Origin of the sequence: Streptomyces daqingensis (assembly GCF_014645895.1) — a bacterium.
Classification (GTDB): domain Bacteria; phylum Actinomycetota; class Actinomycetes; order Streptomycetales; family Streptomycetaceae; genus Streptomyces; species Streptomyces daqingensis.
This window is the reverse complement of record NZ_BMMP01000006.1, coordinates 294401-309640: the sequence shown is the minus strand read 5'-3', so window position 1 is coordinate 309640 and position 15240 is coordinate 294401. Positions and strand designations below refer to the sequence as shown.

Sequence of the window (15240 nt, the reverse complement as noted above, 5' to 3'; positions counted from 1 at the left end):
GCGGCGGCAGGCCCCGGCTTCAGCGGCCGGGGCCGCCCCCGGTGCCGGCCGGGGGGCGCCGCAGCGGTATGCCTGCGGCGTGCCCTCCGGTCGCGGCGCCGCGTCACGGCGCCGCCCTACGGCGTGAGGTCACCCGCTCCCGGCTACTTGCCCAGTCCGGGGTAGAGCGGGTGCTTGTCCGCGAGAGCGCTGACGCGTGCCATCAGCGACTTCCCCTTCTCCTCGTCGAAGGTCGGCAGCAGCGCCTCGGCGATGATGTCGGCGACCTCCCGGAAATCCTCCTCCTGGAAACCGCGGGTGGCCAGCGCGGGCGTGCCGATGCGCAGGCCGGAGGTGACCATGGGCGGCCGGGGGTCGTTGGGCACCGCATTCCGGTTGACCGTGATGCCGATCTCGTGGAGCCGGTCCTCCCCCTGCTGGCCGTCCAGTTCGCTGTTGCGCAGGTCGACCAGGACGAGGTGCACGTCGGTGCCGCCGGAGAGCACGGAGATCCCCGCGTCGACCGCGTCCTGCTTCATGAGCCGTTCGGCGAGCAGCCGGGCGCCGTCCAGGGTGCGCTGCTGGCGCTCCTTGAACTCGTCACTCGACGCGACCTTGAAGGAGACTGCCTTCGCCGCGATGACGTGCTCCAGCGGACCGCCCTGCTGGCCCGGGAAGACCGCGCTGTTGATCTTCTTCGCGTACTCCTTCTTCGAGAGGATCGCGCCTCCGCGGGGACCGCCGAGCGTCTTGTGCGTCGTGGTGGTGACGACGTCCGCGTACGGCACGGGAGAGGGGTGCACCCCCGCGGCGACCAGGCCGGCGAAGTGCGCCATGTCGACCATCAGCAGCGCGCCGACCTCGTCCGCGATGCGGCGGAAGGCGGCGAAGTCGAGCTGGCGCGGGTACGCGGACCAGCCGGCGATGATCAACTGCGGGCGGTGCTCGCGGGCCAGCTGCTCGACGTTGTCCATGTCGACGCGGCCGCTCTCCTCGTCGACGCGGTAGGCGACGACGTTGTAGAGCTTGCCGGAGAAGTTGATCTTCATGCCGTGCGTGAGGTGCCCGCCGTGCGCCAGGTCGAGGCCCATGATCGTGTCGCCCGGCTTGAGCAGCGCGAACATCGCGGCGGCGTTGGCGGAGGCGCCGGAGTGCGGCTGCACGTTCGCGGCCTCGGCGCCGAAGAGCTCCTTGAGGCGCTCACGCGCGATGTTCTCGATGGCGTCGACGTGTTCGCAGCCGCCGTAGTAGCGGCGGCCCGGATAGCCCTCGGCGTACTTGTTGGTGAGGACCGAGCCCTGGGCCTCCAGGGCGGCGACCGGAGCGAAGTTCTCCGAGGCGATCATCTCGAGGGTGGACTGCTGGCGGTGGAGTTCGGCGTCGACCGCGGCGGCGACGTCCGGGTCCACCTCGTGGAGTGAGCTGTTCAGAAGCGACATGGAACCATCCCTAGTGGCGGGCCGGGCAGGCACTGTGGCGGGCAGTGGACGGGGACTCGGGCGGATGGAAGGGGCGCGGCGCGCGGTCAGCTGCCGGATGCGAAGGCGGTGTACTCCTCGGCGGAGAGCAGCCCCTCCGGCTCGTCCGAGATCCGTACCTTGAACAGCCAGCCGCCCTCGAAGGGTGCGGAGTTGACGAGGGCCGGGTCGTCCACGACGTCCTGGTTGATCTCGGTGATCTCGCCGGAGACCGGTGCGTACAGATCGCTCACCGACTTCGTCGACTCCAGCTCACCGCAGGGCTCGCCCGCGGTGACGGACTCGCCCGCCTCCGGGAGCTGGACGAAGACGACGTCGCCGAGGGCGTCCGCGGCGTGCGCGGTGATGCCGACCGTCGAGACGCCGTCCTCGGCGGCCGACAGCCACTCGTGCTCCTTGCTGTAACGCAGCTGCTCAGGGTTGCTCATGGTGCGATTCTCCTGGATGTGAGGGGGACGGAGGAAAACGGTCTTGGCCAGTGGGACGGGCGCCGCACGCGCGGACCTGCGGACCGGGGCGGCCGGGCACGGAGGTGATCCTTCCCAGGCGGGGCCGCGGCCACGACACCCGGCACTGTGGGATCGGCGACTCCGGCCCGGCCGGGTCAGCGCTGCCGCTTGTAGAAGGGAAGCGCCACGACCTCGTACGGCTCGTGCTTGCCGCGGATGTCCACCGCGACGCCCTCCGTGCCGGGCTCGGCGTGTGCCGCGTCGACGTAGGCGATGGCGATCGGCTTGCCGAGAGTCGGCGAGGGAGCCCCGGAGGTCACCTCGCCGATGACCGAGCCGTCTGCGGCGGAGACCACGGCGTACCCGGCGCGCGGCACCCGGCGGCCCTCCGCGATGAGGCCGACCAGCTTCCGCGGGGGCGCCTCCTCGGCACGCGCGGCGGCGGCCTCCAGGGGCTCGCGGCCCACGAAGGAACCGTCGTTGGTGGTCTTCTCGAACTTCACGATGCGGCCGAGCCCCGCGTCGAACGGTGTGGTCCGCGTGGACAGTTCGTGCCCGTACAGCGGCATACCGGCCTCCAGGCGGAGCGTGTCCCGGCAGCTCAGCCCGCAGGGCACCAGCCCCACCGGGGTGCCCGCCTCGGTGAGCGCCTCCCAGACGGCGACGGCGTCGGCAGGGGAGACGAACAGCTCGAAGCCGTCCTCACCGGTGTAGCCGGTACGGGCGATGAGCGCCTCGCGCCCGGCCACGGTGCCCGGAAGGCCCGCGTAGTACTTCAGGCCGTCGAGGTCGGCGTCGGTGAGCGCCTTGAGGATGCCGGCGGCCTCGGGGCCCTGCACGGCGATCAGCGCGTAGGCGTCCCGGTCGTCGCGGACTGTCGCGTCGAAGCCCGTGCCGCGCTCGTGCAACGCGTCCAGCACGACCTGGGCGTTGGCGGCGTTCGCCACGACCATGTACCGCTGCTCGCCCGTGCGGTAGACGATGAGGTCGTCGAGGATGCCGCCCTGACCGTCGCAGATCATGGTGTAGCGGGCGCGGCCCGTCTTCAGCGCCGAGAGGTTGCCCACCAGGGCGTAGTCCAGCAGCTCGCCGGCCTGAGGGCCCTCGACGGTGATCTCGCCCATGTGGGAGAGGTCGAACAGCCCCGCGCGGGTGCGCACGGCGACGTGCTCGTCGCGCTCGCTGCCGTACCGCAGCGGCATGTCCCAGCCCGCGAAGTCGGTCATCGTCGCGCCGAGCGCACGGTGAGTGGCGTCAAGGGCGGTGGTGCGGGGGCTGCCGCCCGCGGCGGCGGTCTCGCTGGTGTCGCTCATGTCAGGCTCCCGTGACTCGGTGACGCGGATGTCCTCCCCATCTGTCATCGGAACCTGAGAGGTTCGCCACGAGCCCTGAGCGGGGGTGGCTTGCACCTTGGGTGGAGCCGCACGGCGGCCCGCTTTTCAGATCTGCCTCGTCCTGCGCGGTATCGGTGCCTGAGAGATTCAAGGGAGGACTTGCTCCTTCGGCGCCCCGGCGGGCCCGCGCTCTGCGCGCGGCCGGGAACTCTCCCGCGTGGATTCAAACGGCCGGTATGCAGTTGGCCCGCACATCATGGCACGGCGCGGAAGACGCGTCGACGGTGCGGACAGCGGGCAGAACAGCGGGGGAGCGGGCAGGGTCGGCCGCATACGGCCAACAGCCGCCCGCAGGGGGGTAATCGCCGCCTTGATGCGCATTACCGTTTCTTGACACTCTCGGAGCGAGCCGCCGTACGGCGGCGTTATTCGGGGAGGGCGATCAGGTGGGCAGCCTGCGCAGTACGTACGCGACGGTGACGGGCTGGGGATACTCCCAAGCCGGCTCCCGGCAGGGGCGGGCCGCCTCCGCCACGAAAGCGTCCACGCCGGTCGTCCGGCACGATCTGCGCGGCACCTCGTCGAGACGGACGCTGCGCTTCCCGACCGGCGACAGGGTGGTGGTCTCCGGTCTCCCCGGAAGCGGGAAGTCGACGCTGATCCGCCGCGTCGTGGCCGTGGCGGACACGGTCCGCCGCATCGACTCCCAGGACGCACGGGAGCGCTGGTCGGCCCTGCTGCCCCGCTGGCTCCCCTACGCCGTCTACCGGCCGCTGGTCAGGCTCACGCACTACGCGGGGCTGCGCGCCGCGCTGGCCTCCGGCGCGAGCGTCATCGTGCACGACTGCGGAAGCCAGAGCTGGGTGCGCAACTGGCTGGGAAGGGACTCGCGCAGGCGTGGCCGGGCGATGCATCTCGTCCTTCTCGACGTACCGCCGTCGGCAGCCCTGGCCGGACAGGAGCAGCGGGGGCGGCGCGTCTCCGACTACGCCTTCCTCCGGCACCGCAGGGCCGTGCGGCAGCTCCTCGCCGAGGCCGAGGCCGGGCGCCTGCCGCGCGGGTGCGCGTCCGTGGTGCTGCTGGACCGGGAAGCCGCCGCGGCGCTGCGCGGGGTGGCCTTCGACCAGCAAGCCGAGCGGCAGGGGGCGGCCCCGTCAAGCAGTGAGCCGGGTGCGCTGAATCCCAGCTCGTGAACGATGCGCCCGCTCGCCCCGCCGAACGTTGCGCCCGGCCGCCCCGCCGTCCGCAGGGAACGACGGGGCGGCCGGGCGCATCCTCCTCAGTCCAGCAGCGAGGAGAGCAGCCTCCCCGTCCACTGCCGCACGCCGTCCACACCGGACGGCTCGTCCGAGCCGTCCGGGCGGCCCCGCTCCGCGTCCCCGTACGCGCCGGCCCGGCCGCCGGGAGCCGTGGCGAGAAGCCGCACCGTCTCCCGCGCCAGGCGGCGGGCCTCCGCGCGGCTGCGCCGCGTGTCACCTTCCCGCGTGCTGTCGAGCAGCGCCTCGGCGCGCAGCTCCAGCGCTTCGAGGGCCGCGTACTCGCGGTCCCCGCTCCGGTCGCGCAGTTCCGACAGCTCTTCCCGGATGTCCTGGTGGTGCTCGTCGGCGTCCCTCCGGGAGAGCCGTCCGTCCGGCGATTCCTGGACGTCCTCCAGCAGATCGCCGACCTCGTCGGACAGGTCGTCGTACCGCTCCAGACGGTCGGGAGTGAGGGCCTGACGGACGATCAGCGTCCGCGTCACCGCGGACTTCGGCGCGGAACCGTCCCGGGCGTCCTTCTCGCTGACGATCCCCAGGTCCTTCAGCGCCGCCGTGTTGAGCGCCTCCAGCCGGTCGAGCAGGGCCTTCGACGCCGCTTCGCGGTCCTTCGCGCTGCCCGCGCGGTGGCCCGACAGCCGCTCCAGTGAGCTCTGGAAGCCGTGCGCGGCGCGGGTGGTGAGGACGGCCTTCCTCTCGTCGCGCTGCCGCCCCTCGCCGGTCGCAGGCAGGGTCCGCGCGGTGCGGAACCCGGCCACGTACTCCCGGACGTCCCGCAGCTGCGAGTCGAGCTGCCGCCGCTGCTCCGGCGTCATCTCCCTGGTGTTGTTCTGGACCTCGACGGACGAGGTCGCCAGCCCGGACAGCCGGCCGAGGCCGCCCAGCGCGCGGAGGCGCAGTACGTGGACGTGCTCCGCGTCGTGCTGCGCGGGCGCGTGTGCCCGGCTTCCGGAGGCGGTCGGGGCGTGGGGGGCGGCGGCGGCCGGGCCGGCGAGGCCGGCGGCCAGGGATCCCGTGAGCGCGAGGGTGAGTGCGGCGTACGCCGCGTTGGTGGCGCGCATTGTGCAGTTCCTCCGAAAACGGTGCAAGGCGATGGGACTGTGCCCACGATTCGCAGGCCCGTCGCACTGCGCAACCGGAGGGTGGCCATACGTGAACGGGGCCCGTCGTACGGCGGCCCCGTTCGCCCGCGACCGCCCTCCGCGCAGGGGGCACAGGGGCGTCCGCCACCCGTCCGACTGCCTCCCGTCGATCTACAACGGCTCCCTGTGACCGAGCTGTTCGAAAGCTCATCTAGGGTTGCCGCCATGACCATTCCGCAGCAGTACGGACCGGGCCACGGCGGAGGCTGGCCAGGCAACGAGCTGGAGGAAACCCTCGCGGCCTCCCTCGACGTGCCCCACGCGGGCGCCCGGCTGCTGGAAGTACTCGGCCGCAGCAGCGTCTGGGTGCCCCTGCCGGAGGGCGGCGGCCCCGCGAGTGCCGCGCTGGACCTGCCGACGGTCGAGCTGGACGGGGCGCCGTACGTCCCCGTCTTCAGCTCCGAGCAGCAGTTCCTGCACGTGGTCGGGAACCACATGTCCTTCACGGTCGCCCCCGCACGGGAGTTCGCCCGCGGGCTGCCGCCGCAGGTGGGCATCGCCGTGAACCCCGAGGGCACCGTGGGGATGCCGCTGCCGCCCGAGGCGGTGGCCGAGCTGTGCGCCAACACCCCCGGCGAGCAGGCGTCCTGGGGCGTGGCCAGGGGAGCCCGGGTGCGGCTCTTCGAGCCGGACTGGCAGGAGGAGCCGGCGGACTTCCTCGGCGCCGCCGCCGGCGAGTTCTCGACGCTGCCCGCCGTGCGGACCGCCCGGCGCGCCCTGGCCAGCACCGAGGGCGAGGCCCCGGCGCTGTTCATCGGCATCGAGCTGGACGACCTCGACCCCGGGGTCCGCCAGGCCGCCCACGACGCGCTGGGCCGCGCGCTGGGCCGCGTCCCGGTGGAATGGCTCGTGCAGCTCGTACTGCTGGACGCGGCGCAGGACCCGGTCGTGGAGTGGATGCGGCAGTGCGTGCGCCCCTTCTACACGCGGGCCTGAGACCGTGTGCGCCGGCCGTACCAGGCCACCCCGCACCCGCTTCTCGCACCTGAGGTCTAGCGCTGCGGGACGAGGCGTGATGTCGGTCCCTGCTCGTAAGCTGGTTTGATGACGGGGACAACGGGGTGGGCCGCGTGCGCGGGCCCGGAGCAGATCATCGAGCAGGACCGCTTCCCGGCGGGCCGCGCGAGCGCGGCGAGCGGGCGGGGCGGCAGCGGAGAAAGGGCGGCCAGGTGAGCGCGGGTGCGGGCCTCGAGCAGCTGCTGGGGCAGGTGACGCCGGGGAGGTACGAGACTTACGAGTCGCTGCTGGATGCGCTCGCCGAGAGCCAGGTGTGGATGCTGCTCTGGAACGGCCAGCCGGGCTCCCCCGACGCCCAGTACGGAAACATGGAGGTCGGAGGGTACGGCTACGCGCCGTGCGTGACCTCGCAGCAGGAGCTGGCGGCGTCCGGCTGGGACCGCGCGCACGAGGTGGTGACAGGCCGCGAGATCGCCACAGCCCTCTTCCCCGAGCGGTGGGGGATCTGGCTGAACCCGCACGCGCCGGGGGGCGGTGTCGGCGTCCCGTGGCTCGACCTGCGCCGCGTCGCCCAGGGCCTCGGCCAGCTTCCCGCCGGCCCGCTCCGCATCACCGAACCGAACCTGGACATCGCCCAGTTCTACGCGCTGCTCAGCCAGAACGCGCACCGCACGCCGGCCGTGCGCTCGCTGCGGCGCTGCTGGGTGCAGCCCGCGCTGGGCGCCGCGTATCTCGCGATCGGCCTGGATCTCTACGACACGGGCCGTCACGCCGTGGAGTCGGCCCAGCAGATGATGCGCGAGTCCGTGGCCGCAGTTCCCGAGGGGCTTCCCGTCTCGAGCGTCGCGATGTCGGACGACTACGACCCGGTGGCGATGTGGCTCCGCCGCAACTCCCGGCCCTTCTTCGACCGTGACGTGCCCGCGGCCCACGCCGCCCAGCAGGCCGGCCCCGGCCAGGGCTACGGCTACCCGCGCCCGTTCTGACCCGCGCGCCCGCACGGGCGCCCCGGGTGCGCTGTCGCCCGGTGCGCTTCCGCGCCCGGGGGCACGTACTGGTGCCCACGCGCGACCTACACGCGCGCCGGGAGCCTTCGCCCGCCACTCGGAGCGGCGCACCGGCGGTGTCCGTTTTCGTGTGCGTCGTGCGCATCCGTTCCGCCCGTTCGTGCCCTCCGGGGGCACCCGCAGAGGGGCTTCCGGACGGCTCGCCACGTCCCAATGGAGGCCGTTCCGGGAGCGGTTCGGAGGTGACCGCGGCGGCGGTCAACTTCCCTGCCCCGTGGGGCCCGTGAGGCGCCGGGCGGGAGAGCGGGCGGACGCGCGTAGAGGTCGGAGGCCGGTGAGAAGCCGCAGGTGGGGGGTGCTGTGCGCCGCCCGTTCCGGCTCCGATAGTCGCCAGCTTCCGTTCGTATAACGGAACCTGACGCGTCACATCACAGTTAGGCATCCTTTCCCCAGGGGGACTGGCGGGTGATCGCGGGGCCGATGAAGACTCCCGACCGTTGAGGCCGATGGCCTTCTGTAGGCACTGCTTGCGAACTGGCCGCTACAGCGGCGGGCGTGGCCGGTCACCGCCGGCCGAGAGAGGGTCCCCCACGATGACGGCACCACTGCACGACACGTCCGCGGAAACCGCGCCCGTCGATCCTGCTCTCGGTGGCGATTCCACCGGCAAGGCGATCGAAGGCCGGTCTCTCGGACGCATCGCGTGGAACCGTTTGAAGCGCGACAAACTGGCTCTCACCGGCGGCATCGTGGTCCTGTTGCTGATCGCGGTCGCGGTGCTCGCGCCGCTCATCGTGAGCGTGCTGGGGCATCCGCCCGACAAGCACCACGAGGACCTGGTCGACCCGCTCTTCCAGACCCCGAAGGGCGCGCTCGGCGGAATCAGCGCCGACCATCTCCTCGGCGTCGAACCCGGCAACGGCCGCGACCTCTTCAGCCGCATCGTCTACGGCGCACGTGTCTCGCTGCTCGTCGGCTTCCTCTCCGCCATGGTCGCCGTCGTCGTCGGCACCGTAATGGGCGCTCTCGCGGGCTACTTCGGCGGCTGGCTGGACGCGGCCATCAGCCGCGTGATGGACATGCTGCTGGCCTTCCCGCAGCTGCTCTTCATCATCTCGCTGATCTCCGTGGTGCCGAACTCGATGTTCGGGCTCACCGGCACAGGGGTCCGGCTGACCGTGATGATCCTGGTGATCGGCTTCTTCGGCTGGCCGTACATCGGCCGCATCGTCCGCGGCCAGACGCTCTCGCTGCGTGAGCGGGAGTACGTGGAGGCGGCCCGCAGCCTCGGCGCAGGGCGGCGCTACATCCTCTTCAAGGAGCTGCTGCCGAACCTGATCGCGCCGATCACCGTCTACACGACGCTGATGATCCCCACCAACATCCTCACCGAGGCGGCGCTCAGCTTCCTCGGTGTGGGAGTCAAGCCGCCGACCGCTTCGTGGGGGCAGATGCTCTCCCAGGCCACGCGCTACTACGAGGCGGATCCGATGTTCATGGTGGTGCCGGGTGTGGCCATCTTCATCACCGTTCTCTCCTTCAACCTCTTCGGCGACGGCGTGCGCGACGCGCTCGATCCCAAGGGGACACGTTGACCCCCCACCCACAGGGCCGGCAGGTCCTGACCCCCGGGGCCTGCGCAGCCGTGCGGGCCGTGACCTACACGGAGGATTCGAGATCGTGACAACCCAACGCACATCGAGGCGCAGAATCGCCGCGTCGGCCGTCGCGGTCGCGGCGCTGCTGTCCACCGCCGCCTGCGGAGGCGGAAGCGGCAGCGACAGTGAGGGCAAGGCCCCCGGCTACAACGCGGCCAACGGCAAGCTGGCCAACGCGTCGGACAAGAAGGGCGGCACGCTCAAGTTCATCGGTACCCAGGACGCCGACTCCTGGGACACCACGCGCGGCTACTACGGCTTCGCCTGGGACTTCATGCGCTACTACAGCCGCACCCTCATCACGAGCAAGCCGGCGCCGGGCAAGGAGTCCTCGGAGCTCGTCCCGGACCTCGCCAAGTCGAAGGCGAAGATCTCCGACGACGGCAAGACGTACGAGTACGAACTGCGCGACGGCATCACCTGGGAGGACGGCAAGCCCGTCACCTCCAAGGACATCAAGTACGGCATCGAGCGGCAGTGGGCGCAGGACGTGCTGTCCGGCGGTCCCATCTACATCAAGGACACGCTCGACCCGGACGGCAAGTACAAGGGTCCCTACAAGGACGAGGGCGGCTTCGACGCCATCGAGACGCCGACCGACAAGAAGATCGTCTTCAAGCTGCCGAAGCGCAACGGTGACTTCGAGCAGATGCTCGCGATGCCGTCGGCCTCGCCGGTGCGCAAGGACAAGGACACCAAGTCCAAGTACGGCCTGAAGCCCTTCTCCAACGGCCCGTACAAGTTCGAGTCGTACACGCCGAACAAGAAGCTGACGCTGGTCCGCAACCCGGAGTGGAAGAAGTCCTCGGACAACATCCGCAAGGCGCTGCCGGACAAGATCACGGTCACGCTGCTGACGAACGCCGACGAGATGGACAAGCGTCTCATCAACGGCGACTACGACCTGGACATCAACGCCACCGGCATGGAGGCGGCAGGCCGTCAGACAGCCCTGAAGGAGCACAAGGGCAACATCGACAACCCGAGCACGGGCTACATCCGTTACGCGGTCTTCCCGCAGACGGTGAAGCCGTTCGACAACATCCACTGCCGCAAGGCGATGATCTACGGCTCGGACCACAAGTCGATACAGAACGCCCGCGGCGGCCCGCTCGCCGGCGGTGACATCGGCACGAACATGCTGCCCGCGCTGGTGCCCGGTTCGGACCTGAAGTACGACCCGTACGGCATCGCCAAGAACGAGGGCAAGGCGGACATCGCCAAGGCCAAGGCCGAGCTGAAGAAGTGCGGCAAGCCGAACGGCTTCAAGACGACCATCGCCGTGCGCAACAACAAGCAGGTCGAGGTCGCCTCCGCCGAGGCCATGCAGGCGTCGCTCAAGAAGATCGGCATCACCGCCGAGGTCGACGAGTACGACGGCGCGCAGACGACGGGCATCATCGGCAACCCCGACGTCGTCAAGAAGAAGAACTACGGGATCATCATCATGGGTTGGGGCCCGGACTTCCCGTCCGGCCAGGGTTACGGCATGCCGCTGTGGCACAGCAAGTACATCCTGGACAACGGCAACAACAACTACGCCATGATCGACGACCCGAAGATCGACAAGATGTTCGCCGACGCGATCGCGGAGCTCGACAAGGACAAGGCCGCGGAGAAGTACGCCGCGATCAACGCCGAGGTCATGAAGGGCGCTTACTACCTGCCCTTCACGTTCGAGAAGAACATCATCTGGCGCTCCAGCCGCCTGACGAACATCTCCACGACCGACGCGTTCAGTGGCAGGTACGACTACGCCACGCTGGGTGTCAAGTGACCGTCCGACCGCTCCGCCGGCGCACCCGCCGCTAGGCACGAAGGGCAGGTGAGGGCCGCTGTGGTGGCCCGGGAACTCTCCGACGAACTCGGAGGGTTCCCGGGCCGCCACCCGGCCGGAAGCAGTGCTCACATATCTCATCAGGCGGCTTTTCGCCGTCGCAGTGATGCTCGTCGTCGTCATGCTGGCGGTCTTCGGCATCTTCTTCCTGATCCCGGAGTGGACCGGGCTCGACCCCGCCACGATGTTCGCCGGCAAGCAGACCGACGCGCAGGCACTGGAGGGTATCCGGCAGAAGCTCGGTCTGGACGACCCGATCCTCGTCCAGCTCTTCGACTTCTTCAGGGGAATCCTCGTCGGACGCGACTACTCCAGCGCCGGCGACTCGTACCACTGCGAAGCCCCGTGCTTCGGGTACTCCTTCAAGACCGAGCAGGCCGTCTGGCCGATCCTCGCCGACCGGCTGCCCGTCACCATGGGCCTGGCCGCCGGCGCCGTGATCATCTGGCTCATCATCGGACTCAGCGCCGGCGTCGTCTCGGCGCTGCGCCGCGGCTCCTTCTGGGACCGCGCGGCGATGAGCATGGCGCTCAGCGGCGTCTCGCTGCCGATCTACTTCACCGGCCTGCTGTCGCTGGCGATCTTCTCCTACGGGCTGGGGCTGGTCAGCAACGAGTACACGCCCATGGAGGAGAGCTTCTCCCTGTGGTTCAGCGGGATGATCCTCCCGTGGGTGACCCTGGCGTTCCTCTTCGGCGCCATGTACGCCCGGCTCACCCGCGCCACGATGCTGGAGGTGATGGGTGAGGACTACATCCGCACCGCCCGCGCCAAGGGCGTGCGGGAGCCGGTCGTCATCCGCAAGCACGCCATGCGCTCCACGATGACCCCCATCATCACGCTCCTCGGAGTGGACCTCGGCGCCCTCATGGGCGGCGCGATCCTCACCGAGACCACCTTCAGCCTCCCCGGCCTAGGCCAGGCGGTCCTCAAGGCGATCGGTGAGAAGGACCTGCCGCTGATCCTCGGCGTCACGCTGATCACCGCGTCCGCCGTCGTCATCGCGAACCTCATCGTGGACCTGCTGTACGGCGTGATCGACCCCCGAGTGAGGCTCGCATGACGGATACGCACAAGAGCGGTACGGCGGCGGTCGGCGAGCCGGTGGCGGACGCCCGTCCTCCCCGCGCCTTCCTGGAAGTGCGCGACCTGAAGGTCCACTTCCCCACCGAGGACGGACTGGTGAAGTCCGTCGACGGCCTCTCCTTCAACCTGGAGAAGGGCAAGACACTCGGCATCGTCGGCGAGTCCGGCTCCGGCAAGTCGGTGACGTCGCTCGGCATCATGGGCCTGCACACCGTCGGCCAGTACGGGCGGCGGAAGGCACAGCTGTCCGGCGAGATCTGGCTCGACGGGCAGGAGCTGCTGAGCAGCGACCCGGACCACGTGCGCAAGCTGCGCGGCCGCGAGATGGCGATGATCTTCCAGGACCCGCTCTCGGCGCTGCACCCGTACTTCACCATCGGCCATCAGATCGTCGAGGCCTACCGGGTCCACCACGACGTGGACAAGAAGACGGCCAAGAAGCGCGCCGTCGAGCTGCTGGACCGGGTCGGCATCCCACAGCCCGACCAGCGCGTCAACAGCTACCCGCACGAGTTCTCCGGCGGCATGCGGCAGCGGGCGATGATCGCCATGTCGCTCGTGAACAACCCGGAACTGCTCATCGCGGACGAGCCGACGACGGCGCTCGACGTCACCGTGCAGGCCCAGATCCTGGACCTGATCCGCGATCTGCAGAAGGAGTTCGGCTCCGCGGTCATCATCATCACCCACGACCTCGGGGTCGTCGCCGAGCTCGCCGACGACATCCTGGTGATGTACGGCGGCCGGTGCGTGGAGTACGGGACGGCCGAGCAGGTCTTCTACGAGCCCGAGCACCCGTACACCTGGGGCCTGCTGGGCTCGATGCCGCGCATCGACCGCGAGCAGACCGAGCGCCTCATCCCGGTGAAGGGCTCCCCGCCCAGCCTGATCAACGTCCCCGACGGCTGCGCCTTCAATCCGCGCTGCCCGTACGCGGACGTGCCCAAGGGCAATGTCACCCGTACCCGACGCCCCGAACTGCGCGACGTGGGCGGCGGCCACCGGTCCGCGTGCCACATGGAGAAGGCGGACCGGGAGCGGATCTGGAACGAAGAGATCGCGCCGAAGCTGTGAGTGAGGACGAGCAGATGACGATCCCATCCCAGCAGGCGCCGGCCGCGGTGATGACGAAGGCCGACCCCGAGCCCGGCGAGGCGCTGCTGCGGGTCTCCGGCCTGAAGAAGCACTTCCCCATCACCAAGGGCCTGCTCAAGCGCCAGGTCGGTGCGGTGAAGGCCGTCGACGGCATCGACTTCGACGTGCGGGCGGGGGAGACCCTGGGCGTCGTCGGCGAGTCCGGCTGCGGCAAGTCGACGATGGGCCGCCTCATCACGCGGCTGCTGGATCCCAGCGCCGGCAAGATCGAGTTCGAGGGACGGGACATCACGCGTCTGGGCGTCGCGGCGATGCGCCCGATGCGGCGCGACGTCCAGATGATCTTCCAGGACCCGTACTCGTCGCTGAACCCCCGGCACACCGTCGGCGCCATCGTCAGCGCCCCGTTCAAGCTGCAGGGCGTGGAGCCCGAGGGGGGCGTGCGGAAGGAGGTCCAGCGGCTGCTGGACCTGGTCGGGCTCAACCCCGAGCACTACAACCGCTACCCGCACGAGTTCTCCGGCGGGCAGCGGCAGCGCATCGGCATCGCCAGGGCCCTGGCGCTCAACCCCAAGCTGGTCGTGGCGGACGAGCCGGTCTCCGCGCTCGACGTCTCGATCCAGGCGCAGGTCATCAACCTCCTCGACGACCTGCAGGACGAGCTGGGCCTTACGTACGTGATCATCGCCCACGACCTGTCGGTGATCCGGCACGTCTCGGACCGCATCGCCGTGATGTACCTGGGCAAGATCGTGGAGCTGACCGACCGGCAGTCGCTCTACTCGTCCCCGAAGCACCCGTACACCCGGGCGCTGCTCTCCGCCGTCCCCGTGCCCGACCCGGGCCGCAGGGCGCAGGGCGGACGCGAGCGGATCCTGCTGCAGGGCGACGTTCCCTCGCCGATCAAGCCGCCGAGCGGATGCCGCTTCCACACGCGGTGCTGGAAGGCGACGCAGATCTGCAAGACGCAGGAGCCGCCGCTCGTGGCCCTCGCCCCCGGTCACGAGGCGGCCTGCCACCACCCGGAGAACGCTCCGGACCAGCACCCGGAGGACGCAAAGCCTGTCGGCTCCTGAGCCGCGGCCGGGAGCCCGTCCCGGCCGGGCGGGGCGTGTGAGACGCCGGAAGGGGGGCTGCCGTGCGGCAGCCGCCCTTCCGTCTGTCCTCGCGTCCGTCACCGCTCGCGCGGTGCCGCTCGTGGCCCGTCCGGATCAGTACGCGGAGTTCACGTTGTCCATGGAGCCGTACTTGTCGGCCGCGTAGTTGCAGGCGGCGACGATGTTGGCGACCGGGTCGGTGACGTCCTTCTTGGTGCCCTCGACGTGGTACGCGTCGAAGGTCGGCTGGATGGTCTGCAGCAGACCCTTGGAGGGCGTGCCCTTCTTGGCGTTGATGTCCCAGTCGTTCACCGCGTTGGGGTCACCGCCGGACTCACGGATGATGTTCTTCTTGATCCCGTGGTACGAGCCGGGGATGCCCTCTTCCTTCATGATGGACTGGGCCTGCTTGATCCAGCCGTCCAGGTTGTCGGCCTTCGTGGCGCGGTCGGCCGCGCGGCTGGAGCCGCGGTCCGCCCGGACGTCCTCGGCCTTCTTCTCCTGCTCGGCCTTGACGTCGGCCTTGGCCTCGTTCTTCTGCTCGGCCTTGGCGTCCTTGCCCTGGTAGGCCTTCGTCTGGTGGCCCGCGCTGGCGCCGGCCAGCTGCACCGACTTGGTGTCCTTCGCGTGCTCGCCCTTCGTCGCCGTGGCCTGCTTCTCGCCGGCGGCGTCCGCGTTCGCCGAGTGGCCGGCGACGGGCTTGGCGGGACTTCGGCCGGCGTCACCGCCGTCCGAGCCGGGAGCGATGCCCGCGGTCAGCGCCGTGATGCCTGCGGCGGCGGCGAGGCCGATGGTCGTGGTCTTCTGCTTCCGGTTCAGGCGCGTGTAAGCGGAAATACGCATGGAGGAGCAAATACCTTTCGCT

General features: G+C 70.3%; 14 protein-coding genes and 1 riboswitch. Of the genes, 9 read left to right on the top strand and 5 right to left on the bottom strand.

Translation table 11 applies throughout. From position 1 onward, the window contains the following. Positions 1-143: 143 nt before the first annotated feature. From glyA to gcvT, 3 genes are all read right to left on the bottom strand, one after another. Positions 144-1418: a serine hydroxymethyltransferase gene (glyA, locus tag IEY56_RS11490; RefSeq protein WP_189037029.1), complete on the bottom strand. Its 1275-nt coding sequence runs from the start codon at positions 1416-1418 to the stop codon at positions 144-146. 86 nt (positions 1419-1504) lie between these two features. Beyond that, positions 1505-1885 (bottom strand): glycine cleavage system protein GcvH, encoded by a 381-nt coding sequence (gene gcvH, locus IEY56_RS11485; protein ID WP_189037028.1) that lies wholly within the window; start codon positions 1883-1885, stop codon positions 1505-1507. Positions 1886-2061: 176 nt separating this feature from the next. After that, positions 2062-3219, bottom strand: a complete 1158-nt coding sequence (gene gcvT / locus IEY56_RS11480; protein ID WP_189037027.1) for a glycine cleavage system aminomethyltransferase GcvT — start codon at positions 3217-3219, stop codon at positions 2062-2064. A gap of 137 nt (positions 3220-3356) precedes the next feature. Next, positions 3357-3466: riboswitch (glycine riboswitch) on the bottom strand. Between the two features lie 229 nt (positions 3467-3695). Between gcvT and IEY56_RS11475 the strand changes: the two genes are divergently transcribed. Further along, entirely contained in the window at positions 3696-4433 is a 738-nt protein-coding gene (locus IEY56_RS11475; protein ID WP_373292068.1) for an AAA family ATPase, read from the top strand. A gap of 86 nt (positions 4434-4519) precedes the next feature. On the opposite strand, the gene IEY56_RS11470 is transcribed toward IEY56_RS11475, so the two are convergent. Then, positions 4520-5557, bottom strand: a complete 1038-nt coding sequence (locus IEY56_RS11470; RefSeq protein WP_189037026.1) for a hypothetical protein — start codon at positions 5555-5557, stop codon at positions 4520-4522. A gap of 246 nt (positions 5558-5803) precedes the next feature. Between IEY56_RS11470 and IEY56_RS11465 the strand changes: the two genes are divergently transcribed. The 8 genes from IEY56_RS11465 to IEY56_RS11435 all read left to right on the top strand — a co-directional run bounded on the left by IEY56_RS11465 (position 5804) and on the right by IEY56_RS11435 (position 14354). After that, positions 5804-6574: an enhanced serine sensitivity protein SseB gene (locus IEY56_RS11465; RefSeq protein WP_189037025.1), complete on the top strand. Its 771-nt coding sequence runs from the start codon at positions 5804-5806 to the stop codon at positions 6572-6574. Positions 6575-6682: 108 nt separating this feature from the next. Beyond that, positions 6683-6811 (top strand): hypothetical protein, encoded by a 129-nt coding sequence (locus IEY56_RS28830; RefSeq protein WP_268241322.1) that lies wholly within the window; start codon positions 6683-6685, stop codon positions 6809-6811. Beyond that, positions 6808-7581 (top strand): enhanced serine sensitivity protein SseB C-terminal domain-containing protein, encoded by a 774-nt coding sequence (locus IEY56_RS11460; RefSeq protein ID WP_189037024.1) that lies wholly within the window; start codon positions 6808-6810, stop codon positions 7579-7581. Before IEY56_RS28830 ends, IEY56_RS11460 begins: the two co-directional genes overlap by 4 nt. A gap of 614 nt (positions 7582-8195) precedes the next feature. After that, positions 8196-9197 carry an ABC transporter permease gene (locus IEY56_RS11455; protein WP_189037023.1) on the top strand — a complete coding sequence of 334 codons (1002 nt, stop codon included), beginning with the start codon at positions 8196-8198 and terminating at the stop codon, positions 9195-9197. 85 nt (positions 9198-9282) lie between these two features. Beyond that, complete coding sequence (locus IEY56_RS11450; RefSeq protein ID WP_189037022.1) at positions 9283-11037, top strand: ABC transporter substrate-binding protein; 1755 nt, start codon at positions 9283-9285, stop codon at positions 11035-11037. 124 nt (positions 11038-11161) lie between these two features. Next, positions 11162-12160, top strand: a complete 999-nt coding sequence (locus IEY56_RS11445) for an ABC transporter permease (RefSeq protein WP_189037021.1) — start codon at positions 11162-11164, stop codon at positions 12158-12160. Then, complete coding sequence (locus IEY56_RS11440) at positions 12157-13257, top strand: ABC transporter ATP-binding protein (protein ID WP_189037020.1); 1101 nt, start codon at positions 12157-12159, stop codon at positions 13255-13257. The genes IEY56_RS11445 and IEY56_RS11440 overlap by 4 nt, the downstream gene beginning before the upstream one ends. 14 nt (positions 13258-13271) lie before the next feature. Continuing rightward, positions 13272-14354, top strand: coding sequence for an ABC transporter ATP-binding protein (locus tag IEY56_RS11435; RefSeq protein ID WP_308424133.1), 1083 nt, complete (start codon positions 13272-13274; stop codon positions 14352-14354). 135 nt (positions 14355-14489) lie between these two features. Here IEY56_RS11435 and IEY56_RS11430 read toward each other — a convergent pair whose 3' ends face one another. Next, positions 14490-15218, bottom strand: a complete 729-nt coding sequence (locus tag IEY56_RS11430) for a transglycosylase SLT domain-containing protein (protein ID WP_189037019.1) — start codon at positions 15216-15218, stop codon at positions 14490-14492. Between the last annotated feature and the right edge of the window lie 22 nt (positions 15219-15240).

Coding starts and splice junctions, on each gene's coding strand:
- glyA (WP_189037029.1), bottom strand. CDS start 1,418: ATGTCGCTTCTGAACAGCTCACTCCACGAGGTGGACCCGGACGTCGCC.
- gcvH (WP_189037028.1), bottom strand. CDS start 1,885: ATGAGCAACCCTGAGCAGCTGCGTTACAGCAAGGAGCACGAGTGGCTG.
- gcvT (WP_189037027.1), bottom strand. CDS start 3,219: ATGAGCGACACCAGCGAGACCGCCGCCGCGGGCGGCAGCCCCCGCACC.
- IEY56_RS11470 (WP_189037026.1), bottom strand. CDS start 5,557: ATGCGCGCCACCAACGCGGCGTACGCCGCACTCACCCTCGCGCTCACG.
- IEY56_RS11465 (WP_189037025.1), top strand. CDS start 5,804: ATGACCATTCCGCAGCAGTACGGACCGGGCCACGGCGGAGGCTGGCCA.
- IEY56_RS28830 (WP_268241322.1), top strand. CDS start 6,683: ATGACGGGGACAACGGGGTGGGCCGCGTGCGCGGGCCCGGAGCAGATC.
- IEY56_RS11455 (WP_189037023.1), top strand. CDS start 8,196: ATGACGGCACCACTGCACGACACGTCCGCGGAAACCGCGCCCGTCGAT.
- IEY56_RS11440 (WP_189037020.1), top strand. CDS start 12,157: ATGACGGATACGCACAAGAGCGGTACGGCGGCGGTCGGCGAGCCGGTG.
- IEY56_RS11435 (WP_308424133.1), top strand. CDS start 13,272: ATGACGATCCCATCCCAGCAGGCGCCGGCCGCGGTGATGACGAAGGCC.
- IEY56_RS11430 (WP_189037019.1), bottom strand. CDS start 15,218: ATGCGTATTTCCGCTTACACGCGCCTGAACCGGAAGCAGAAGACCACG.